19 protein-coding genes and 1 other RNA gene are annotated in these 21,238 nt (G+C 60.3%); 12 read left to right on the top strand and 8 right to left on the bottom strand.

Going from position 1 to position 21,238, the window contains the following annotated elements; genetic code table 11:
• Positions 1-14: 14 nt before the first annotated feature.
• The 3 genes from ACTJJ6_RS21195 to ACTJJ6_RS21185 form a co-directional block, all read right to left on the bottom strand.
• Complete coding sequence (locus ACTJJ6_RS21195) at positions 15-1,364, bottom strand: MFS transporter (RefSeq protein ID WP_016930029.1); 1,350 nt, start codon at positions 1,362-1,364, stop codon at positions 15-17.
• Between the two features lie 171 nt (positions 1,365-1,535).
• Positions 1,536-2,567, bottom strand: a complete 1,032-nt coding sequence (locus ACTJJ6_RS21190) for a methionine synthase (RefSeq protein WP_028127699.1) — start codon at positions 2,565-2,567, stop codon at positions 1,536-1,538.
• A 25-nt stretch (positions 2,568-2,592) separates the two neighbouring features.
• A complete protein-coding gene (locus ACTJJ6_RS21185) occupies positions 2,593-3,570 on the bottom strand; it encodes a DUF1852 domain-containing protein (protein WP_016930027.1) in 978 nt (325 codons plus the stop codon).
• 316 nt (positions 3,571-3,886) lie between these two features.
• Between ACTJJ6_RS21185 and ACTJJ6_RS21180 the strand changes: the two genes are divergently transcribed.
• Positions 3,887-4,426: a DUF2058 domain-containing protein gene (locus tag ACTJJ6_RS21180; RefSeq protein WP_025160208.1), complete on the top strand. Its 540-nt coding sequence runs from the start codon at positions 3,887-3,889 to the stop codon at positions 4,424-4,426.
• A 7-nt stretch (positions 4,427-4,433) separates the two neighbouring features.
• On the opposite strand, the gene ACTJJ6_RS21175 is transcribed toward ACTJJ6_RS21180, so the two are convergent.
• The gene (locus tag ACTJJ6_RS21175) at positions 4,434-5,132 is read right to left on the bottom strand and encodes an RluA family pseudouridine synthase (protein ID WP_049300357.1); all 699 of its coding nucleotides are present in this window, start codon (positions 5,130-5,132) and stop codon (positions 4,434-4,436) included.
• Between the two features lie 210 nt (positions 5,133-5,342).
• Between ACTJJ6_RS21175 and argO the strand changes: the two genes are divergently transcribed.
• Together argO and ACTJJ6_RS21165 are read left to right on the top strand one after the other, a co-directional pair.
• The gene (argO, locus tag ACTJJ6_RS21170; protein WP_004931603.1) at positions 5,343-5,960 is read left to right on the top strand and encodes an arginine exporter ArgO; all 618 of its coding nucleotides are present in this window, start codon (positions 5,343-5,345) and stop codon (positions 5,958-5,960) included.
• A 121-nt stretch (positions 5,961-6,081) separates the two neighbouring features.
• Positions 6,082-6,813, top strand: a complete 732-nt coding sequence (locus tag ACTJJ6_RS21165; protein WP_004931607.1) for an oxidative stress defense protein — start codon at positions 6,082-6,084, stop codon at positions 6,811-6,813.
• A gap of 48 nt (positions 6,814-6,861) precedes the next feature.
• Here the strand turns inward: ACTJJ6_RS21165 and ACTJJ6_RS21160 are convergent, their stop codons facing one another.
• Positions 6,862-7,755 (bottom strand): LysR family transcriptional regulator ArgP, encoded by an 894-nt coding sequence (locus tag ACTJJ6_RS21160; protein WP_004931613.1) that lies wholly within the window; start codon positions 7,753-7,755, stop codon positions 6,862-6,864.
• Positions 7,756-7,959: 204 nt separating this feature from the next.
• Between ACTJJ6_RS21160 and rpiA the strand changes: the two genes are divergently transcribed.
• Together rpiA and serA are read left to right on the top strand one after the other, a co-directional pair.
• Positions 7,960-8,616, top strand: a complete 657-nt coding sequence (rpiA, locus tag ACTJJ6_RS21155) for a ribose-5-phosphate isomerase RpiA (protein ID WP_004931614.1) — start codon at positions 7,960-7,962, stop codon at positions 8,614-8,616.
• A 292-nt stretch (positions 8,617-8,908) separates the two neighbouring features.
• On the top strand, positions 8,909-10,147 hold the full coding sequence (serA, locus tag ACTJJ6_RS21150) for a phosphoglycerate dehydrogenase (RefSeq protein ID WP_028127697.1): 1,239 nt from the start codon (positions 8,909-8,911) through the stop codon (positions 10,145-10,147).
• A 48-nt stretch (positions 10,148-10,195) separates the two neighbouring features.
• Here the strand turns inward: serA and ACTJJ6_RS21145 are convergent, their stop codons facing one another.
• The 3 genes from ACTJJ6_RS21145 to zapA form a co-directional block, all read right to left on the bottom strand.
• Positions 10,196-10,804, bottom strand: a complete 609-nt coding sequence (locus ACTJJ6_RS21145) for a 5-formyltetrahydrofolate cyclo-ligase (protein WP_049300360.1) — start codon at positions 10,802-10,804, stop codon at positions 10,196-10,198.
• Positions 10,805-10,856: 52 nt separating this feature from the next.
• A non-coding RNA gene (ssrS, locus tag ACTJJ6_RS21140) (6S RNA) lies at positions 10,857-11,039 on the bottom strand.
• A gap of 40 nt (positions 11,040-11,079) precedes the next feature.
• Entirely contained in the window at positions 11,080-11,409 is a 330-nt protein-coding gene (gene zapA / locus ACTJJ6_RS21135; RefSeq protein WP_004931621.1) for a cell division protein ZapA, read from the bottom strand.
• Positions 11,410-11,728: 319 nt separating this feature from the next.
• Between zapA and ACTJJ6_RS21130 the strand changes: the two genes are divergently transcribed.
• From ACTJJ6_RS21130 to gcvP, 7 genes are all read left to right on the top strand, one after another.
• Complete coding sequence (locus ACTJJ6_RS21130; RefSeq protein WP_028127696.1) at positions 11,729-12,307, top strand: YecA/YgfB family protein; 579 nt, start codon at positions 11,729-11,731, stop codon at positions 12,305-12,307.
• Positions 12,308-12,362: 55 nt separating this feature from the next.
• On the top strand, positions 12,363-13,679 hold the full coding sequence (gene pepP / locus ACTJJ6_RS21125; RefSeq protein ID WP_016930007.1) for a Xaa-Pro aminopeptidase: 1,317 nt from the start codon (positions 12,363-12,365) through the stop codon (positions 13,677-13,679).
• Between the two features lies 1 nt (position 13,680).
• The gene (gene ubiH / locus ACTJJ6_RS21120) at positions 13,681-14,859 is read left to right on the top strand and encodes a 2-octaprenyl-6-methoxyphenyl hydroxylase (protein WP_028128314.1); all 1,179 of its coding nucleotides are present in this window, start codon (positions 13,681-13,683) and stop codon (positions 14,857-14,859) included.
• An 81-nt stretch (positions 14,860-14,940) separates the two neighbouring features.
• The gene (gene ubiI, locus ACTJJ6_RS21115; RefSeq protein ID WP_016930005.1) at positions 14,941-16,143 is read left to right on the top strand and encodes an FAD-dependent 2-octaprenylphenol hydroxylase; all 1,203 of its coding nucleotides are present in this window, start codon (positions 14,941-14,943) and stop codon (positions 16,141-16,143) included.
• A 506-nt stretch (positions 16,144-16,649) separates the two neighbouring features.
• Positions 16,650-17,747, top strand: a complete 1,098-nt coding sequence (gene gcvT / locus ACTJJ6_RS21110; protein ID WP_016930004.1) for a glycine cleavage system aminomethyltransferase GcvT — start codon at positions 16,650-16,652, stop codon at positions 17,745-17,747.
• Between the two features lie 44 nt (positions 17,748-17,791).
• On the top strand, positions 17,792-18,178 hold the full coding sequence (gcvH, locus tag ACTJJ6_RS21105) for a glycine cleavage system protein GcvH (protein ID WP_206194935.1): 387 nt from the start codon (positions 17,792-17,794) through the stop codon (positions 18,176-18,178).
• Between the two features lie 92 nt (positions 18,179-18,270).
• Positions 18,271-21,150, top strand: coding sequence for an aminomethyl-transferring glycine dehydrogenase (gcvP, locus tag ACTJJ6_RS21100; RefSeq protein ID WP_004931634.1), 2,880 nt, complete (start codon positions 18,271-18,273; stop codon positions 21,148-21,150).
• The last annotated feature ends 88 nt before the right edge of the window (positions 21,151-21,238 follow it).

The raw sequence follows: 21,238 nt of genomic DNA, 5'->3' as shown, positions 1-21,238 counted from the left end.
TTATTTCCGCGAGTTCAGATGCCGGCCGCCGGTTCGGTCAACGGCGCGCGGCGGCGCAGGCTGAGGCGATAAAGCAGGAAGATGGCGGCTGCGCCCAGCAGCGCCGGCAACGCCAGCCAGAGGAAGAACACTTCTGGCGATCCGGCGGCGGTCATCATCCAGGCGCCGAGCATCGAGCCGACGATCGAGCCGAAGCGGCCATTGGCCATGGCCCAACTGACACCGGTGACGCGGGCTGCGGTCGGGTAAAGGGTAGCGGAAACCAGGTTCAGGCCGTTCTGCGCGCCGGCCACGCCGAAGCCGATAAGGAACACAATGGCGGCCAACGTGTAGACGTCGCCCATCAGATACCCGGTCGCGCCAATCACCAGCGCGGCGCCCAGGTAGGAGACGGCCAATACGCGGTAGGGCCCGACCCGATCCATCAGCAGCGCCATGAGGATGGCGCCCAGAGTGCCGCCGAGCGGCACCATGGCTCCGATGCGCGAGGCGTGGGCGATATCGTAACCGGCGTCTTTGAGTATCGTCGGCAACCAACTGGTGAGCAGGTAGAACACGAACAGCGAACAGAAGAACGCCGCCCACAGCAGCAGGGTGCGCACGGCGCGCCCTTCGATAAACAGATGCGAGATCGGCGATTTGACCTGCGCCGGACGCTCGTCATCGACAATCGTCACACCGGCCCAACGCTGGCCGGTGATGCGCTCGACCACCCGGCGCAGCCGATCGGCATGTTTGGCGCTGGCGGCCATAAAGCGTACTGATTCGGGCATCTGCCAGGCTAACAGCGGCAGCAGCGCCAATGGCGCAATGCCGCCGACCACCAGCAGGCCGCGCCAGCCAAATGCAGGAATGATCTGCCCGGCCAGCAGGCCGCCCAGGGCCAGCCCGGCGGTAAAGCCGCTCCAGCTCAGGGTGACCATCAGCATGCGCCGGCGCGCCGGTGAGTACTCAGAGCTGAGGGTGATGCAGGTCGGTATCGCGCCCCCGAGGCCAATGCCGGTGATGAAGCGCAACAGGGTCAGGGATTCGATCGAATGCGCATAGGCCGAAGCCAGGGTGCAGCCGCCAAACACCAGCACCGCGACGAGCAGCACGCGTTTGCGGCCGATGGCGTCGGCGAGCGGCCCGAACAGCAGGCTGCCGATCAGCAGGCCGAACAATCCCGCACCGAAGGCGGGGGAGAGCTGCGCTGGCTGCAGGCCCCACTCTTCGCGCAGCGCCGGGGCGATATAGCCGATGATGGCGGTATCGAAGCCGTCCAGCAGGGCGATCAGGAAACACAGGGCGAGGATGAGAATTTGATAAGGCGAGATCTTGGCGCGATCGATAATTTCGCTGATGCGAGCGGTATCTGGGCTCATGAGGGTTCCACTGTTATTAAGCTGGTGTGGGCTGGCTGAGGGGCCGTTCAGGCCGCTTTGGCTGGCATCGCGTAGAAATCCGAGTATACACCAGAGCGGGGGCGTTGCGGGGAGGGGGAGTCGATGATAATCGCCCGCCGCAGGAGGCTACTGCGGCGGGCGCTGGCGCGGTTATTTGGCCAACAGTTCTCGGCGCACGATTTCGGCGCCTGCGCTTAAGGCATTCAGCTTGCCGCTGGCGACCTGACGGGGCAGGGGAGCCATGCCGCAGTTGGTCGACGGATAGAGCTTGTCGGCATCGACAAACTGCAGCGCTTTGCGCAGCGTAGCGGCTACTTCCTCCGGCGTCTCAACGGCATGATTCGCTACGTCGATGGCGCCGACCATCACTTTTTTACCGCGAATCAGTTCAAGCAGATCCATCGGCACGTGCGAGTTATGGCACTCCAACGAGATAATATCGATAGTCGACGTTTGCAGCTTGGGAAACGCCTCTTCATATTGCCGCCACTCAGAGCCCAGCGTCTTTTTCCAATCGGTATTGGCCTTAATGCCGTATCCATAGCAGATATGTACGGCCGTTTCACACTTAAGCCCTTCAACGGCTCTTTCCAGGGCGGCGATGCCCCAGTCATTCACCTCGTCAAAGAACACATTAAATGCGGGCTCATCAAACTGAATAATGTCGACGCCGGCGGCCTCAAGCTCTTTGGCTTCCTGATTGAGGATCTTGGCGAACTCCCAGGCCAATTTCTCGCGGCTTTTATAGTGGTTGTCATAAAGCGTGTCGATCATGGTCATCGGCCCCGGCAGGGCCCATTTAATCGGCTGCTTGGTCAGCTGGCGTAAAAATTTGGCGTCTTCAACGAAAACGGGTTTTTGGCGCGAGACCGCCCCCACAACGGTTGGCACGCTCGCTTCGTAGCGATTGCGGATTTTAACCACTTCGCGTTTCTCGAAATCGACGCCGCTGAGGTGCTCGATAAACGTCGTGACGAAGTGCTGACGCGTTTGCTCGCCATCGCTGACGATATCGATGCCGGCCTGTTGTTGCTCTGCCAGCGACAAACGCAAGGCGTCCTGTTTCCCTTCGATTAATTCTTCATTCTGCAATTTCCAGGGCGACCACAGGGTTTCCGGTTGGGCCAGCCAGACAGGTTTGGGCAAGCTGCCGGCGGTCGACGTAGGGAGCAATATTTTCATGATAGATGACCTGTATTTGAGTGAATCAAAGCGCGTAGTGAGCAGACCATTGCTCAAGAAGAGGTTTGTAGGGTTTGATAAATTGCTCTTCCGTAAATTTCCCCTGCTCAATCGCCAACTGGCTACGCTCTTCGCGATCGTAAACAATCTTGGTTAATGAATGATCCTGGTTATTCAGGCTGGGCTGATAGCATTGCCCCGCCGCCGAGTTGGCATTGTAAATTTCAGGCCGATAAATTTTCTGGAAGGTCTCCATCGTGCTGATGGTGCCGATCAGTTCCAGATCGGTGTAATCGCTCAGCAAATCCCCGGGGAAATAAAACGCCAGGGGCGCGACGCTATTTTTCGGCATGAAGTAGCGCACCTGCAGGCCCATTTTTTTAAAATACCGGTCGGTCAGCGAAGCGCCGTCTTGCCGATACTCGTCGCCCAACACCGGGTGTTGATTGCCCGTCCGATGGTAGGTGTCTTTGCTGGACACGCTGAGGCAAATCACCGGCGGTTTGCTGAAATTTTCATGGTATTCGTTTGAATTGACGAAGTGCTTAAAGATATTGCCGTGCAAATCGCCGAAATCATCCGGAATGGTAAATTCCGCCGTGTTTTTATTGTGCGCCGGCAGCAAGACGCTAAAGTCGTAATCGCGCACGTAAGAGGAGAAATTGTTCCCAACGATGCCCTCGATACGCTTTTGCGTTTTTTTATCAAGGATGTTGGTTTTCAGGATTTCGATCACCGGGAAGCTGGCGCCCTGATCTTCAATGCGCATCTCAACCGAGATGATTTCAAGCTCGACCGAATAGCGATCGGCCTTGGGGTTATCCCAATGCGCCAACGTATTGAAGCGATTGTTAATCATCACCAGCGTATTGCGCAGGTTCTCCCGGCGATTTTCCCCTCTGGCCAAATTGGCGAAGTTGGTGGTGATACGCGTACTTTCAGAAGGGTTATAATCTTCATCGAAAGAACTGCTCTTAATCGTAAAGGTAAAGTCTCTATTCATCGTCTTATAGCATCCTGTTATATGATATGAAGGCTGTATTTATCCATTTATTTCAATGGTTTGTTTTTCTCTTTTTTCATTCAGCCGATTTCATATTGTCTGTCGTTAATGAGGTCTATTTTTGCCAGAGTCCCGGTGGGAGTGAAAGAGACTTAATTTCATTACCACATGAGCGGTATTCATGTTCTGGCGTTCGGGGCGGTTTATCGCCGTTGCCCTGCGGCGCAAACCGCCGGTGGGTTGGGCCGGCAACCTGGTGCAGCCTGAAAAATTACGGGTATAATCCCTCCATGATCCCACGGCTTCAGACACGAACATGACAAAACTCACCTTACAAGAGCAGATGCTCAAAGCGGGCTTGGTAACCAGCAAGAAAATGGCCAAAGTCCAGAGAACGGCTAAAAAATCACGCGTTCAGGCCCGCGAGGCTAGAGAAGCGGTGGAAGAGAATAAAAAGGCGCAGCTTGAGCGCGATAAGCAGCTGAGCGAGCAGCAAAAGCAGGCCGCGTTGTCCAAAGAGTACAAGGCGCAGGTGAAGCAGCTGATCGAGATGAACCGCATCGTCCTGGCGAAAGGCGATATCGGTTTCAACTTCACCGACGGCAACCTGATTAAAAAAATCCTGGTGGATAAGGCGACGCAGACGCAGCTGATCAATGGCCGCCTCGCCATTGCCCGCTTGGTGGTCGAGAATCGGGAAGAGTGTGAATACGCGATTATCCCCGCGAGCGTCGCCGATAAAATCGCGCAGCGCGATGCGGCCAGCATAGTGCTGCACAGCGCGCTGAGTCAGGAAGAACAGGATGAAGACGATCCGTACGCCGACTTTAAAGTGCCCGACGATTTGATGTGGTAAGCCGCGTTCAGAACGGCGCTGCGTGACGAGCGGTTATCCGCTCTCCGCTGATGGGGTGCACAAAGTCCAGCTCGCTGGCGTGCAGCATCAGCCGCGGCGTCTGTTCGGTACCCGGCAGCAGGCGCCCGCCATACAGATCGCAACCTAAAATAGGATGGCCCAATTGCCGGCTGTGAATACGCAGCTGGTGGGTGCGTCCGGTCTCCGGGGTGAGCTGCACCCGCGTCAACGGCAGCGAGATCCCGCCTTCCATTTCACGATAAAAACGTTCGACGACCCGATAGCGGGAGCGGGCGGGCTTGCCGTGGAGGGCGCAAATCGACATCAGCGGGAACAACGCCGGATCTTTGGCGATCGCCGCATCTATTACCCCTTCGTTATCCGCCAGATGGCCGCAGAGCAGCGCGCTGTACACTTTGCCGACGGTGCGTTCGCTGAACTGCCGACAGAGCGCGGCGTTGACGGTCTTGTTGCGGGCCACCACCATCAAACCGGACGTGCCGAAATCCAGGCGGTGCGCCAGGGCGCAGCCGGGGAACCTCTGTACCAGCCGGTGGTGTACCGAATCGAGATTCTGCGGATTCTTGCCCGAGAGGCTGAGCAGCCCGGCCGGCTTATTGATCAGCGCCAGATGATCGTCCTGATAGAGGATCTCTATCTGGTCATGGCATGGCGGGGCGATAAAGGTATCGGTGATCGTAGACATCGGGCTGCCGGCTGGAGGGTGGGTGCGGATGATAGCGAATTTCGCGTCGATGAGCGAATTTGACGGCGCAATCCCGCCGCTTGGAGTATTAGTGCTTCTGATACTGGATTAGAAACATCAATTTCAACTAATGATCGCTTCCTCGTATGATGCGCGTGTTGACCGATACGCGCCCACGTCCGGCGCCTTTTATCATTCGAGGAATCTCCCATGTTAGCCGTCTTCCTGCAGGGTTTTGCCCTGAGCGCCGCCATGATCCTGCCGCTGGGCCCGCAGAACGTATTCGTGATGAATCAGGGCATTCGCCGTCAGTATCATCTGATGATCGCCTCATTGTGCGCACTGAGCGATATCGTGCTGATCTGCGCCGGTATTTTCGGCGGCAGCGCGTTGCTGACCCGCTCGCCGCTGCTGTTGGCGCTGGTCACCTGGGGCGGTGTGGCGTTTCTGCTGTGGTACGGCTGGGGCGCGTTCCGTTCCGCCTTCAGCCCGCAACCGGCGCAGGCCGCGGCGCAGGAGCTGGCGCAGAGCCGCTGGCGCATCGTGGTCACCATGCTGGCGGTCACCTGGCTGAATCCGCACGTCTATCTGGACACCTTCGTGGTGCTCGGCAGCCTGGGCGGACAGCTGACGGCGGATGTGCGCTCCTGGTTCGCGCTTGGCGCGGTCAGCGCGTCGGCGGTGTGGTTCTTCGGCCTGGCGCTGCTGGCCTCCTGGCTGGCGCCGTGGCTGAATACGCAGCGGGCGCAGCGCATCATCAATGCGCTGGTCGGGCTGGTGATGTGGGGCATCGCGCTGCAGCTGGCCTGGCAGGGGGCAAATTTATAAGAATTTGTCACTAATCCGAATTCAAAACGCCGTGCGATATGCTACGTTTGATGCCAGGAATCCGGCGGTTCTCGCAGGGAAAAGCCGGCGATCAGAGACAGCCTGTCATTAAGGAGACACTGTGAAGCTAAAAGCATTGGCTATGGCCGCAATGGTCGGATTAGGGACGCTACCGATGGCGCTGCAGGCGGCTGAAGTGCCTGAAGGGCCGCACGTCGTCACCTCCGGCACCGCCAGCGTGGACGCCACGCCGGATATCGCCACCCTGGCGATCGAGGTGAGCGTTTCCTCCAAAGACGCCGCTCAGGCGAAGAAGCAGGTAGACGAGCGCGTGGCGCAGTACTTTGATTTCCTGCAGAAAAACAACATCGAGAAAAAAGACATCAGCGCCGCCAACCTGCGCACTCAGCCGGAATACGACTACCTGAAAACCGGCGAGTCGGTGCTGAAGGGCTACCGGGCGGTGCGCCAGGTGCAGGTCACCCTGCGCCAGTTGGACAAGCTGAACGAGTTGCTGGACGGCGCGCTGAAATCCGGCCTGAACGAGATCCGCGCGGTGGAGCTGGGCGTCGCCAAACCGGACGTATATCGCGAGCAGGCGCGGCAAAAAGCGATCGAGAACGCGACTCAGCAGGCCGAATCCCTGGCCAAAGGCTTCCACGCCAAGCTGGGGCCGGTGTACAGCATTCGCTACCGGGTCGCCAACTATCAGCCGATGCCGGTGGCGCGGATGTATAAGGCGGCCGGCGCGGCGGCGGAAAACGACGCGGCGCAAACCTATGAACAACAAAGCATTCACTTCGACGATCAGGTGGATGTGGTGTTTGAGCTGCAGCGCAACGCCGCGCAGTAAGGGCGTTGTATTGAAGAAAAGGTTCGCTGCGGCGAACCTTTTTTCGTTTTAATCCTGGCGCAGCACCTGGTGACCGTGCTCCAGCAACGCGTCGGTCACTTTACGCATCATGCGGCTCTCCGGCGCGAAGCGGTGCCAGTACAGCATGCGGCGCTGGTACAGCCCCGGCGTCAAATCGATCAGTTCGCCGGATGCCAGCTCCTTTTCGATCTGCAGATGTGGGATCATACAGCAGGTGGTGCCCTGACGGGCCAGCTGCACGAAGGCTTCCGATGAGTTCACGATGTGGCAGGGCACGCTGCCCGGCGACAGATCGAAGTTCTGCTGCAGAAATGCCTGGTGCATGTCGTCGAGATGGTCGAAGGCCACCGCCGGCGCTTTCAGCAGCGCGGAACGGGTGACGCCGTTCGGGAAATAGCGCTCGGCGAAGCCGCTGGAGGCCACGAACAGGTAGTCCAGCGCCCCCAGCCGATCCACCAGGCAGCTCGGCAGCGGCTGCGGCTGAATACTCACCGCGCCCACCACCTCACCGCGGCGCAGCCGCTCCTGGGTGCGGGTTTCATCTTCCACCTGCAGATTCAGACGAATGGGGGAGTCCGCCAGCACCGGCTTCAGCGCCGGCAGCAGCCAGGTCGCCAGACTGTCGGCGTTGACCGCCAGCGACAGCAGCAGCGGCGTATCGACGCCGGTGTCGTTGCCGAGCCACTCTTCTTCCAGCAGCTCCACCTGATGCAGCAGCGCCAGCAGCTTTTGCCCTTGTTCGGTCGGGCGCGGCGGCACGGTACGAACCAGCAGCGGTTGGCCGAACAGGTTTTCCAGCTGTTTGATGCGTTGGGATACCGCCGATTGCGTGATACAGAGTTTTTGCGCGGCGCGCTCGAAGCCGCGCTCACGGATCACCGCGTCCAGCGCTTGCAGCGTACGATAGTCTGGGCGTTTCATCGGAAAGATATCCCTTAAATTAGAATGATACCGGCACTATGCCACATTTTGCGTGCGGCGCAGGTGGAAAAATCACGCCCCCAGCTCGCCGCCAAGCGGGTAAAAATGCGGGCTGCGGTAAATAAGTGTGATCCTGCCGGCGTGAAAAACAGCGTTTTACCCTATAATACGCACACGTTTTCGTACAGAGGCAAGGGACATATTATGACGCAGGATGAACTGAAAAAAGCGGTGGGCTGGGCGGCGCTGGAATACGTGACGCCGGGCACCATCGTCGGGGTCGGCACCGGCTCTACCGCCGCCCACTTTATTGACGCGCTGGGCTCCATCAAGCACCAGATCGAAGGCGCGGTGTCCAGCTCCGATGCCTCCACCGCCAAGCTGAAAAGCCTCGGCATCCACGTGTTCGACAGCAACGAAGTGGACTCGCTCGATATCTACGTGGACGGCGCGGACGAAATCAACGGCCATATGCAGATGATCAAGGGCGGCGGCGCGGCGCTGACGCGCGAGAAGATCATTGCCGCCATCGCCAAGAAATTCATCTGCATCGTCGACGCCAGCAAGCAGGTGGACGTGCTGGGCAAGTTCCCGCTGCCGGTGGAAGTGATCCCGATGGCCCGTTCCTATGTGGCGCGTGAGCTGGTGAAACTGGGCGGCCTGCCGGAGTATCGCCAGAACGTGGTGACCGACAACGGCAACGTGATCCTCGATGTGCATAACCTGAGCATCACCGACGCCGTGGCGCTGGAGAACAAGATCAACGGCATCGCCGGCGTGGTGACCGTGGGGCTGTTCGCCAACCGCGGTGCGGACGTGGCGCTGGTCGGCACCCCGGAAGGCGTGAAAGTGGTCAAATAAACTTCTGCCGGCTGTGGCCCGGCAGTGCCGGGCCGCATAATTCTTCGGTTAAAATATCTTTTCTGAAAAACGGCAAATTTGGTGACTTATGTCACATTGTGAAAACTGACTCCCCAAAGCTTCTGCCGAAAACTTTCCCTATGGCATTTTCTGCCGTAAACCGCCATCAACGCTGCGCCTTGTCCTGCCGGGCAGGCAATCGTTTGTATTGCCGCCCGCGTTATTTTTGTTATGTTGGATGGGAGCTGTGTCGTCACAGCCGCTTCTGAAGTCTGAACATAGGGTCGGGTAAATGGCAAAAGTATCATTGGAGAAAGACAGGATTAAATTCCTGTTGGTGGAAGGGGTTCATCAGAGCACGGTCGATAATTTACGTGCCGCCGGTTATACCAACATCGAATACCACAAGGGTGCGTTAGACACCGAATCGCTGAAGGCATCCATCCGCGATGCACACTTCGTCGGCATCCGATCGCGCACGCATCTGACCGAAGAGGTGTTCGCCGCCGCAGAAAAACTGGTGGCGGTGGGCTGCTTCTGCATCGGCACCAACCAGGTTGAGCTGAAAGCGGCGACCAAACGCGGTATTCCGGTCTTCAACGCCCCCTTCTCCAATACCCGATCCGTGGCCGAAATGGTGCTGGGCGAGCTGCTGTTGATGCTGCGCGGCATTCCGGCCGCCAACGCCAAGGCGCACCGCGGCGTGTGGCACAAACTGGCCGTGGGCTCCTATGAGGCGCGCGGCAAAAAGCTGGGCATCATCGGCTACGGCCATATCGGCACCCAATTGGGCATTCTGGCCGAAGGGCTGGGCATGAAGGTGTTCTTCTACGACATCGAGAACAAACTGCCGCTGGGCAATGCGCAGCAGGTGCGCCATCTGTCCGATTTGCTCAATATGAGCGATGTGGTGACGCTGCACGTGCCGGAAACGCCATCGACCAAAAATATGATGGGGGCGGAAGAGCTGGCGCTGATGAAACCGGGCGCCATTCTGATCAACGCCTCGCGCGGCACCGTGGTGGATATTCCCGCGCTGTGCGACGCGCTGGCCAGCAATCACCTGGCGGGCGCGGCGATCGACGTCTTCCCGGAAGAGCCTGCGACCAACAGCGATCCGTTCAACTCGCCGCTGTGTGAGTTCGACAACGTGCTGCTGACGCCGCACATCGGCGGTTCCACGCAGGAAGCGCAGGAGAACATCGGCGACGAAGTGGCCGGCAAGCTGGCGAAATACTCCGACAACGGATCGACTCTGTCCGCCGTCAACTTCCCGGAAGTGTCGCTGCCGGCGCATGGCCCGAACGCCAGCCGCCTGCTGCACATCCACGAAAACCGTCCGGGCGTTCTGACGCAGATTAACCAGATCTTCGCCGAAGAGGGGGTTAACATCGCCGCACAGTATCTGCAAACCGGGCCGGAAATCGGCTATGTGGTGATCGACATCGAAGCGGAAACCGCGCGCGCCGACGCCGCGCTGCAGCGTATGAAGGCCATCGACGGCACCATCCGCGCCCGCCTGCTGTTCTGATTCGGCGGCATGCCGCAACGAAAAAGGCCGGAGCGATCCGGCCTTTTGCTATTTGGGCTCATGCCACGCCCAGCTGCAGAGCGGGGTGAGGATTTCCGGCAGCGGGATATCCCAATGTTCGGTCGGCAGGTGTTCCACCTGCTGGCAATCATGGGCCAGGCCGATGGGATAGGGGCCGCCGCTGCGCCAGTTTTGCAGGGTGCGATCGTAAAAGCCGCCGCCCATGCCCAGACGCTGCCCGGTATGATCGAACGCCACCAGCGGCGTCAGCACCACCTCCAGTTCACCCAGCGGCAACACCTGGCGCACATCGAGGCGCGGTTCGAGAATATTGAAGCGGTTGCGCACCAGCGGCGTTTCCGGCGCATAGCGCAGGAACAGCAGGTGGCCTGGGCTGAACGGATGCAGCACCGGCAGGTAAACCCGTTTGCCGAGCGTCCACAGCCGCTCGATCAGCGGCCCGGTATCGAGTTCGCCGTCAAACGACAAAAACACCGCGATGCTGTGCGCCGCCTGAATGCGTTCATGCGCGACGAGGCGTTCGGCTATCTTGTCTGCGGCAAAGCGTTGCTGGCCCGGCGTAAGCTCGCGCCGACGTTGGCGAATGAGTTGACGAATGGCTTGGCGCTGCTGCGCGAATTGGGGTTGAAAAGACATCGTATCAGGCTTGCTCAGTGTGGCGTTCAGCACACATAAACCGCTGAGAAGGGGAATCTCCGAGATGCCGTCGCAGGCTGTAACCCTTGAACCCATGGTTCAAGGTGAACGTGCCGTCGCAATCTTAAGGCTTCTCGGCGCACCGAGCGTGCTCACCGATCGCGGAGCAACACATTCTGTTTGTACTAAATATCGGCTCAGGGGACTGGCCCGCTGGCGAACATCTCAGAGAAATTTTGTACTCGTTGCCGAAACTTTGATTTCAACAACTTAAGTTATTCGAATTGTGCATCCTGACGTTCAGAGATGCGACCTTGTTCAAGCAGCGCTTGTTCAATGGTCTGCTGCAGCATCCGTATGCGTTGTTCCATATTGGACGCATAGTCACGGGTTTTCAACCGTTCTTGAGCAAGTTCGTGACAGACGTTCAATGCCGCGATGAAAACCAGTTGCTCAGTATTGGAGACTCTAGTGCGAACTTTAAGATCTTGCAACCGCTGGTTAAGATCGTCCGCCGCCATATTCAACGCATCTTGTTGTTCTGGCGGGCAATTGACTCTTAACGAGCGGCCAAAAATTTGAATATCTACCGGTTGTGCAGACATGCCACCTTCCTGCCTAAATTTCGCGCCAGCCTTGTCCGCCCTGGCCGGGCCGTCAAAGCGGGCGCCACTATATATACCTCGGTACCAAGATACAACCCCTTTTTCAGTACCTGGTTGTAATCTACTGTGGCGCACATTGCCAGTCAAAAAAGGGTTTCAAAATGCGTATTTACCGCACTTTCGCCACCCGCCGGCGCAGTGTGAAACCTGCCACATCGCGATTATAACTAGCCACTGAGGTGTCGCGCTTATCTGGTATAGCGACGGACCTTGGTGGTAGCATAACACGAACTTATCCTGCCAACGATGACGAATGCGCATGTCTATACAGAATACATTTCCAAGTTACCAATCTTTAACCGTGGCCCTCAACCAGCAGTCGGTGGCGTTGACCGCGGCAGAAATGCACGGCCTGATCAGCGGCCTGCTGTGCGGCGGCAGCCGTGACGCCGGCTGGCAGGCGCTGGTGCACGATCTGACCAACGAAGGCGTCGCCTTCCCGCAGGCGCTCAGCCAACCGCTGCAACAGCTGTATGAAGCGACGCGCGACACGCTGGAAGATGACGAATTCCTGTTCCAACTGATGCTGCCCGAAGGGGAGATCGTCAGCGTGTTCGATCGCGCCGACGCGCTGGCCGGTTGGGTCAACCACTTCCTGCTCGGGCTGGGCATGATGCAGCCGAAGCTGGCCCAGGTGAAAGACGAAGTCGGTGAAGCGATCGACGACCTGCGCAACATCGCGCAACTGGGCTACGACGAAGACGAAGATCAGGAAGAATTGGAACAGTCGCTGGAAGAAGTGGCGGAGTATGTGCGGGTCGCCGCCATCATGTGCCACGGCGAATTCGCCCGTCACAAGCCGACGGCACCGGAAAACATCAAACCGACGTTGCACTAAACGTTTTATCACCCCTCCGCCGGCGGTGCGGATGGCATGATTTCAGGAGAAGGCAATGACTCAGCAGGAATTCAACAACCGCCGCCAGGCGCTGTTGGCGAAAATGGCGCCGGCCAGCGCGGCGGTTATTTTCTCTGCGCCGGAAACGACGCGCAGTGCAGATTCAGACTATCCCTACCGGCAGAACAGCGACTTTTGGTACCTGACCGGCTTCAATGAGCCCGAAGCGGTGCTGGTGCTGATTAAAAGCGATGAAACGCACAACCACAGCGTGTTGTTCAACCGGGTGCGCGATTTGACGGCGGAAATCTGGTTTGGCCGCCGCCTGGGGCAAGACGCCGCGCCGGCGAAGCTGGGCGTGGATCGCGCGCTGCCGTTCGATGAAATCAATGACCAACTGCACCTGCTGCTCAACGGCCTGGATGCGGTCTACCACGCGCAGGGCGAATACGCCTATGCCGATCAGATCCTGTTCGGCGCGTTGGACAAGCTGCGCAAGGGGTTCCGCCAGAATCTGCAGGCGCCGGCCACCGTTACCGACTGGCGGCCGTGGCTGCACGACATGCGCCTGTTCAAATCGCCGGAAGAGCTGGCGGTGATGCGCCGCGCCGGTGAGATCAGCGCGTTGGCGCATACCCGCGCGATGGAAAAATGCCGCCCGGGCATGTTCGAATACCAGCTGGAAGCGGAAATTCATCATGAATTCACCCGCCTCGGCGCCCGTTATCCGTCTTACAACACCATCGTCGGCAGCGGCGAAAACGGCTGCATCCTGCACTACACCGAGAACGAGAGCCAGATGCGCGACGGCGATCTGGTGCTGATCGACGCCGGTTGCGAGTACCAGGGGTACGCCGGCGACATCACCCGCACCTTCCCGGTCAACGGCAAGTTCAGCCGGCCGCAGCGCGCGGTGTACGACATTGTGCTGGCGTCGCTGCAGCGCGCTTTGGAACTGTTCAAACCCGGCACCAGCATCCGCGAAGTCAATGACGAAGTGGTGCGCATCATGGTGGTCGGGCTGGTGGAGCTGGGCGTATTGAAAGGTGAAGTCGATCAATTGATCGCCGAGCAGGCCCACCGTCAGTTCTTTATGCACGGGTTGAGCCACTGGTTGGGGCTCGATGTGCATGACGTCGGCCACTACGGCACGCCGAGCCGCGATCGGCTGCTGGAGCCGGGCATGGTGCTGACCGTGGAACCGGGGCTGTACATCGCGCCGGATGCGGACGTGCCGGAGGAATACCGCGGCATTGGCATCCGCATCGAGGATGACATCGTGATCACCGCCGACGGCAATGAAAACCTGACCGCCACCGTAGTGAAAGATGCCGATGCCATCGAAGCGTTGATGGCGGCGGCAAGGTCATAGCATGAGCGTAATTATCGTTGGCGGCGGTATGGCGGGCGCGACGCTGGCGCTGGCTATCTCGTCGCTTACTCAGGGAAGAATGGCGGTGGATCTGGTCGAGGCGACCCGGCCGGACGACCGCAGCCATCCTGGTTTTGACGCCCGCGCCATTGCTTTGGCGCAGGGCACCTGCCAACAGCTGGCGCGCATCGGCGTTTGGCCGGCGCTGCGCGACTGCGCCACGCCGATCACTCAGGTGCACGTCAGCGATCGCGGTCACGCCGGTTTCGTTAATCTGCAGGCGCAGGATTATCAGGTCGATGCGCTCGGGCAGGTGATCGAACTGCACGACGCCGGGCAGCGGCTGTTTGCGCTGCTGGCGAAGGCGCCGGGCGTCACGCTGCACTGCCCCGCGCGGGTGGTGGACGTGATCCGCACCGCGGAGCGGGCGGAAGTGCTGCTGGACAACGGCCAGCGTCTGCGCGGGCAGCTGCTGGTGGCGGCCGACGGTTCGCGTTCGGCGCTGGCGCAGGCCTGCAACGTGCAGTGGCGGCAGGAGGACTATCCGCAGTTCGCCACCATCGCCAACGTCACCACGGCGGAAGATCCGCAGGGGCGAGCTTTCGAGCGCTTTACCCGTTATGGGCCGCTGGCGCTGTTGCCGATGTCGCAGGGGCGCAGTTCGCTGGTGTGGTGCCATGCGCGCGAAGATCGCGCCCGGGTGGATGCCTGGGACGACGCGCGTTTTATCGCCGAGCTGCAACAGGCTTTCGGCTGGCGGCTGGGGCGCATCCTCAAGGCCGGTAAGCGGCACAGTTATCCACTTGGCCTGCTGACCGCCGATCGCCATGTCAGCCACCGGCTGGCGCTGGTGGGCAACGCGGCGCAGACGCTGCATCCGATCGCCGGGCAGGGGTTCAACCTTGGTCTGCGCGACGTGATGTCGCTGGCAGAAACGCTGGCGGAAGCGGCAGACAGCGGCGAAGACGCCGGCGGTTACGCATTGCTGAGCCGTTATCAGCAGCGGCGGCAAAACGATCAGCAGGCGACGATCGGCGTGACCGATGGGTTGATCCACCTGTTCGCCAATCGTTATAGCCCGCTGGTGGTCGGCCGCAATCTGGGGCTGATGGCGATGGCGCGTTTGCCGGCGGTGCGCGACGCCTTCGCCAAGCGTACGCTGGGCTGGGTGGAACGTTAGACACAGAATCGGGCGCCCTGTGGCGCGCCCAAAAACGCGGCGCGGCAAGGCGTCGCGCGTTATTTAAGGAAATCGAGCAGCATGCAATCATTTGACGTGATTATCGCCGGTGGCGGTATGGTGGGGCTGGCGTTGGCCTGCGGCTTGCAGGGCAGCGGGCTGCGCGTGGCGGTGCTGGAGCAGCGCCAGCCGGAGATGACGCCGCCGTCGGAGCAGCCTGCGCTGCGCGTCTCCGCCATCAATGCCGCCAGCGAGCGGTTGCTGCAGCACATCGGCGTGTGGGACGACATCCTCCAACAGCGCGCCAGCGCTTACAACGCGATGGAAGTGTGGGATCGCGACAGCTTCGGCAAAATCGCCTTCCGCGGCGATGAGTGCGGCTTCAGCCATCTCGGCCACATCATCGAAAATTCGGTGATCCAGCAGGCGCTGTGGAAACGCGCCGAAAGCCTGTCGGACATCACGCTGATTACCCCGGCCGCGCTCAAGCAGGTGGCGTGGGGCGAGAATGACGCCTTCATCACGCTGGAGGACGGCCGTATGCTGACCGCCCGGTTGGTGATTGGCGCCGACGGCGCCCAGTCGTGGCTGCGCCAGCATGCCGATATCCCGCTTACCTTTTGGGACTATCGCCACCACGCGCTGGTGGCCACCATCCGCACCGAAGAGCCGCACCAGGCCACGGCGCGGCAAATTTTCCACGGCGACGGCATTCTGGCGTTCCTGCCGTTCAGCGATCCGCATTTGAGCTCCATCGTCTGGTCGGTCGCGCCGGAAGAGGCCGAGCGTCTCAAGCAGCTGGAGCCGGAACAATTCAACCGCGAACTGGCGATGGCCTTCGATATGCGTCTGGGCGCCTGCAGCCTGGAAAGCGAACGGCTGGCGTTCCCGCTGACCGGCCGCTATGCGCGCAGCTTCGCGGCGCACCGCCTGGCGCTGGTGGGCGATGCGGCGCATACCGTGCATCCGCTGGCCGGACAGGGCGTGAACCTGGGCTTTATGGACGCCGCCGAGCTGATTTCCGAACTGCGTCGCCTGCAACGGCAGGGCAAGGATATTGGCCAGCACCTCTATCTGCGCCGCTATGAGCGCCGCCGCAAACATGGCGCGGCGGTAATGCTGGCCAGCATGCAGGGTTTCCGCGAACTGTTCGACGGCAATCACCCGGCCAAAAAGCTGCTGCGCGACGTGGGCCTGCGGCTGGCGGACAGCCTGCCGGGCGTCAAACCGAAGCTGGTGCGTCAGGCGATGGGCCTGAACGATCTGCCCGAGTGGCTTGCCTGACACCTGCCTTCTGCGGGCCCGCAGCGGGCTCGCGCTTCTCGCCTTATGCCATCGCGTTTCCTTATATAACCCCTCATTTGAAATAATCTAATTTCAGCCGCTTTTTATCATTACTTTTTCTAATTCCATGTTCGGTTATCAAAAGTCCGGATCCCATGTGCGGCCATAGGTTTGTTATATAAGTTCGGTGTTTTGCCGCTTTAATTGTTAATTTTGTGCCTTAAGGCGCATTTTTCCAGTGAAAAACTCTGCACACTAGCCCGGCGTTTTACCGCCCGGGAACGGCGATGAGCCTATTTTAACTTATGGTTAATGTGGTCGTTCGGTGATAAGTTCGAGGGAAAGGTATCGTTTGCGTCACGGCGGTTGCACGCAGTTTCCGCCCGTCCCGGCGCAGCATTTGTGTTGAGCAGTCAGTGCGCCATGGCGATCGGGCCGCGAGCCAGTCTCCGCCGCATTGCGTGGCAGCACCCTAACTTCTAGCGACGAGTGGAAAGAGGGAAAAGATGGCAAAGCAAACCCCACTGTACGACCAGCACGTGGCGTGCGGTGCGCGCATGGTAGACTTTCACGGCTGGATGATGCCGCTGCACTACGGCTCGCAGCTCGATGAGCACCACGCGGTGCGTCAGGATGCCGGCATGTTCGACGTGTCTCACATGACCATTGTGGATCTGCACGGCGCCCGCACCCGCGAGTTCCTGCGCTACCTGCTGGCGAACGACGTCGCCAAACTGACCCAACCCGGCAAAGCGCTGTACACCGGCATGCTGAATGCCTCCGGCGGCGTGATCGACGACCTGATCGTTTATTTCCTCACTGAAGACTATTTCCGCCTGGTGGTGAACTCCGCCACCCGCGACAAAGACCTGGCCTGGATCGAAGAGCACGCCGCGCCGTATGGCGTCGCGCTGACGGTGCGCGACGATCTGGCGCTGATCGCGGTGCAGGGCCCGCAGGCCAAAGAGCGCGCCGGCACCCTGTTCACCCCGGAGCAAAAAAGCGCGGTCGAAGGCATGAAGCCATTCTTCGGCGTGCAGGCCGGCGAGCTGTTCATCGCCACCACCGGTTACACCGGCGAGGCCGGCTATGAGATCGCGCTGCCGAAAGAGCAGGCGGCGGATTTCTGGCAAAAATTGCTGGCCGCGGGCGTCAAGCCGGCCGGTCTGGGCGCGCGCGACACGCTGCGTCTGGAAGCGGGCATGAACCTCTACGGGCAAGAGATGGATGAAGGCGTTTCGCCGCTGGCCGCCAACATGGGCTGGACCATCGCCTGGCAGCCGGAAGATCGCCGTTTCATCGGCCGCGAAGCGCTGGAACAACAGCGCGAGCAGGGCACCGAGCAACTGGTCGGCTTGATCATGACGGAAAAAGGCGTATTACGTAATGAGCTGCCGGTGCGTTTCACCGACGCGGCGGGGCAAACCCACGAAGGCGTGATCACCAGCGGTTCGTTCTCCCCGACGCTGGGCTTCAGCATCGCGCTGGCGCGTGTGCCGGCGGGCATCGGCGAGCAGGCTATCGTGCAGATCCGCAACCGCGAGATGCCGGTTAAAGTGACCAAGCCCGGTTTCGTTCGCGCCGGCAAGCCGCTGGCAAATTAATTTCTATTGATTGATTTTTTATTTCTTCGAAGGAGTAACCGGCGATGAGCAATGTGCCAACAGAATTGAAATACGCATCCTCCCACGAGTGGGTTCGTTCAGAAGGTAACGGCGTTTACACCGTAGGCATCACCGAACACGCGCAGGAACTGCTGGGCGATATGGTATTTGTCGATCTGCCGGAAGTGGGCCGCACAGTCACCGCCGGTGAAGATTGCGCCGTGGCGGAATCCGTCAAGGCGGCGTCGGACATTTACGCACCAATCAGCGGTGAAATCGTGGCGGTGAACGGCGAGCTGGAAAGCTCCCCGGAGCTGGTGAACAGCGAACCTTACGGTGACGGCTTCCTGTTCCAGATTAAAGCCTCCGACGAAGGCGAGCTGGCGAACCTGCTGGACGCCGCGGCTTATCAGGCCTCGATCGACGAGTAATCGTGCCCACGCCCCAGGCCTTTCGGCCGGGGCGTTTTAGTTACCGTTCAAGCTATATCCCGTATCACGCAAGCATTCAGGAATTTGTAGCAATGACTCAGACACTCAGCCAACTCGAACACAGCGAAGCGTTCATCGAACGCCACATCGGCTCTTCTGCGGAACAACGCCAGGAGTTGCTGGCAGCGGTGGGCGCTCGCTCGCTCAGCGCGCTGATCCAACAGATCGTGCCGGCGGACATTCAGCTGCCGGGGCCGCCGCCGGTTGGCGACGCGGCGACCGAACACCAGGCGCTGGCTGAGCTGAAGGCGATCGCCTCGCAGAATCAGCGCTACAAATCCTATATCGGCATGGGCTACAGCGCCGTGCTGACGCCGCCGGTGATCCTGCGCAACATGCTGGAAAACCCGGGCTGGTACACCGCTTACACCCCTTATCAGCCGGAAGTGTCGCAGGGCCGTCTGGAAGCGCTGCTGAACTTCCAGACCGTGACCCTCGATCTGACCGGCCTGGATCTGGCCTCCGCATCGCTGCTGGATGAAGCCACCGCCGCCGCCGAGGCGATGGCGTTGGCCAAACGCGCCAGCAAGCTGAAAGACGCCAACCGCTTCTTCGTGGCTGACGACGTGCATCCGCAAACGCTGGACGTGGTGCGCACCCGCGCCGAAACCTTCGGCTTCGACGTCATCGTCGATAAAGCGGAAAAAGTGCTGGAGCTGGACGGCGTGTTCGGCGTGTTGCTGCAGCAGGTGGGCACCACCGGTGAACTGCACGACTACAGCGCGCTGCTGGCCGAACTGAAATCGCGCAAAATCATCACCAGCGTGGCCGCCGACATCATGGCCCTGGTGCTGCTGACCGCGCCGGGCAAGCAGGGCGCCGACGTGGTGTTCGGCTCCGCGCAGCGCTTCGGCGTGCCGATGGGCTACGGCGGCCCGCACGCCGCCTTCTTCGCCTGCCGCGACGAGTTCAAGCGTTCGATGCCGGGCCGCATCATCGGCGTTTCCCGCGATGCCGCCGGCAACACCGCGCTGCGCATGGCAATGCAGACCCGCGAGCAGCATATCCGCCGCGAGAAGGCCAACTCGAATATCTGTACTTCGCAGGTGCTGCTGGCCAACATCGCCAGCCTGTATGCGGTGTATCACGGCCCGCAAGGGCTGCAGCGCATCGCCGGGCGCATCCATCGCCTGACCGACATTCTGGCCGCCGGGCTGCAGAAGGCCGGCCTGACGCTGCGCCACAACACCTGGTTCGACACCCTGACCGTTGAAGTGAAAGACAAGGCCGCCGTGCTGGAACGTGCGCTGAGCTTCGGCATCAACCTGCGTACCGACATCCACGGCGCCGTGGGCATCACGCTGGATGAAGCCACCTCGCGTGAAGACGTGCAAACGCTGTTCGCACTGCTGGCCGGCGACAATCACGGTCTGGACATCGACGCGTTGGACGCGGCGGTGAGCAAAAACAGTCAATCGATCCCGGCCGCCATGCTGCGCCAGGATCCGATCCTGACCCACCCGGTATTCAACCGTTATCACAGCGAAACCGAGATGATGCGTTACATGCATCGCTTGGAGCGTAAGGATCTGGCGCTGAACCAGGCGATGATCCCGCTGGGTTCCTGCACCATGAAATTGAACGCCGCGGCGGAAATGATCCCGATCACCTGGCCTGAATTCTCCGAACTGCACCCGTTCTGCCCGCCGGAGCAGGCTGCCGGTTACCAACAGATGATCGGCCAACTGTCTCAGTGGCTGGTGCAGCTGACCGGCTATGACGCGGTGTGCATGCAGCCGAACTCCGGCGCGCAGGGCGAATACGCCGGCCTGCTGGCGATCCGCCGCTACCACGAAAGCCGCAACGAAGCGGGCCGTCACGTCTGCCTGATCCCGAGCTCGGCGCACGGCACCAACCCGGCCTCCGCCCAGATGGCGGGCATGAGCGTGGTCGTGGTCGCCTGCGACAAGAACGGCAACATCGATCTGCACGATCTGCGCGTCAAGGCGGAGCAGGCAGGCGAAGAACTCTCTTGCATCATGGTGACCTACCCGTCGACCCACGGCGTGTATGAAGAAACCATCCGTGAAGTGTGCCAGATCGTGCATCAGTTCGGCGGTCAGGTGTATCTGGACGGCGCCAACATGAACGCCCAGGTGGGCATCACCACGCCGGGCTACATCGGCGCGGATGTGTCGCACCTCAACCTGCATAAAACCTTCTGCATCCCGCACGGCGGCGGCGGCCCGGGCATGGGTCCTATCGGCGTGAAAGCGCACCTGGCGCCGTTCGTACCGGGCCACAGCGTCGTGCAGATCGACGGCGTAACCACCCAGCAGGGCGCGGTCTCCGCGGCGCCGTTCGGCAGCGCCTCCATCCTGCCGATCAGCTGGATGTACATCCGCATGATGGGCGCGGAAGGCCTGAAGCAGGCCAGCCAGATGGCGATCCTGAACGCCAACTACATCGCCACCCGTCTGAAAGACGCCTATCCGATTCTGTATACCGGCCGTGATCACCGCGTGGCGCACGAATGCATCCTCGACATTCGTCCGCTGAAGGAAGAGACCGGCATCAGCGAAATGGACATCGCCAAGCGCCTGATTGACTTCGGCTTCCACGCGCCGACCATGTCGTTCCCGGTGGCGGGCACGCTGATGGTCGAGCCGACCGAGTCGGAAAGCAAAGTGGAGCTGGATCGCTTTATCGATGCGATGCTGGCGATCCGCAGCGAGATCGACCGCGTCGCCAAAGGCGAATGGCCGCTGGAAGACAACCCGCTGGTGAATGCGCCGCACGTGCAGGCGGAGCTGGTCAACGACTGGCAGCACCCGTACAGCCGCGAGCTGGCGGTGTTCCCGGTGGCCGGCGTACGCGAGAACAAGTACTGGCCGAGCGTTAAGCGTCTGGACGACGTGTACGGCGACCGTAACCTGTTCTGCTCTTGCGTGCCGATGAGCGATTACGAATAACACGTTCGGCAAAGTTTGTGTTCGGGGGACACCGCATCATGCGGTGTCCCTTTTTATTTTATAGCGGCCTATTCTTTCCTGTACGTTC

The organism is Serratia sp. 22278 (assembly GCF_052045405.1).
Taxonomy (GTDB): domain Bacteria; phylum Pseudomonadota; class Gammaproteobacteria; order Enterobacterales; family Enterobacteriaceae; genus Serratia; species Serratia marcescens.
Note: the sequence above shows the minus strand (reverse complement) of the source record. Positions and strands in the feature narration are given on the sequence as shown.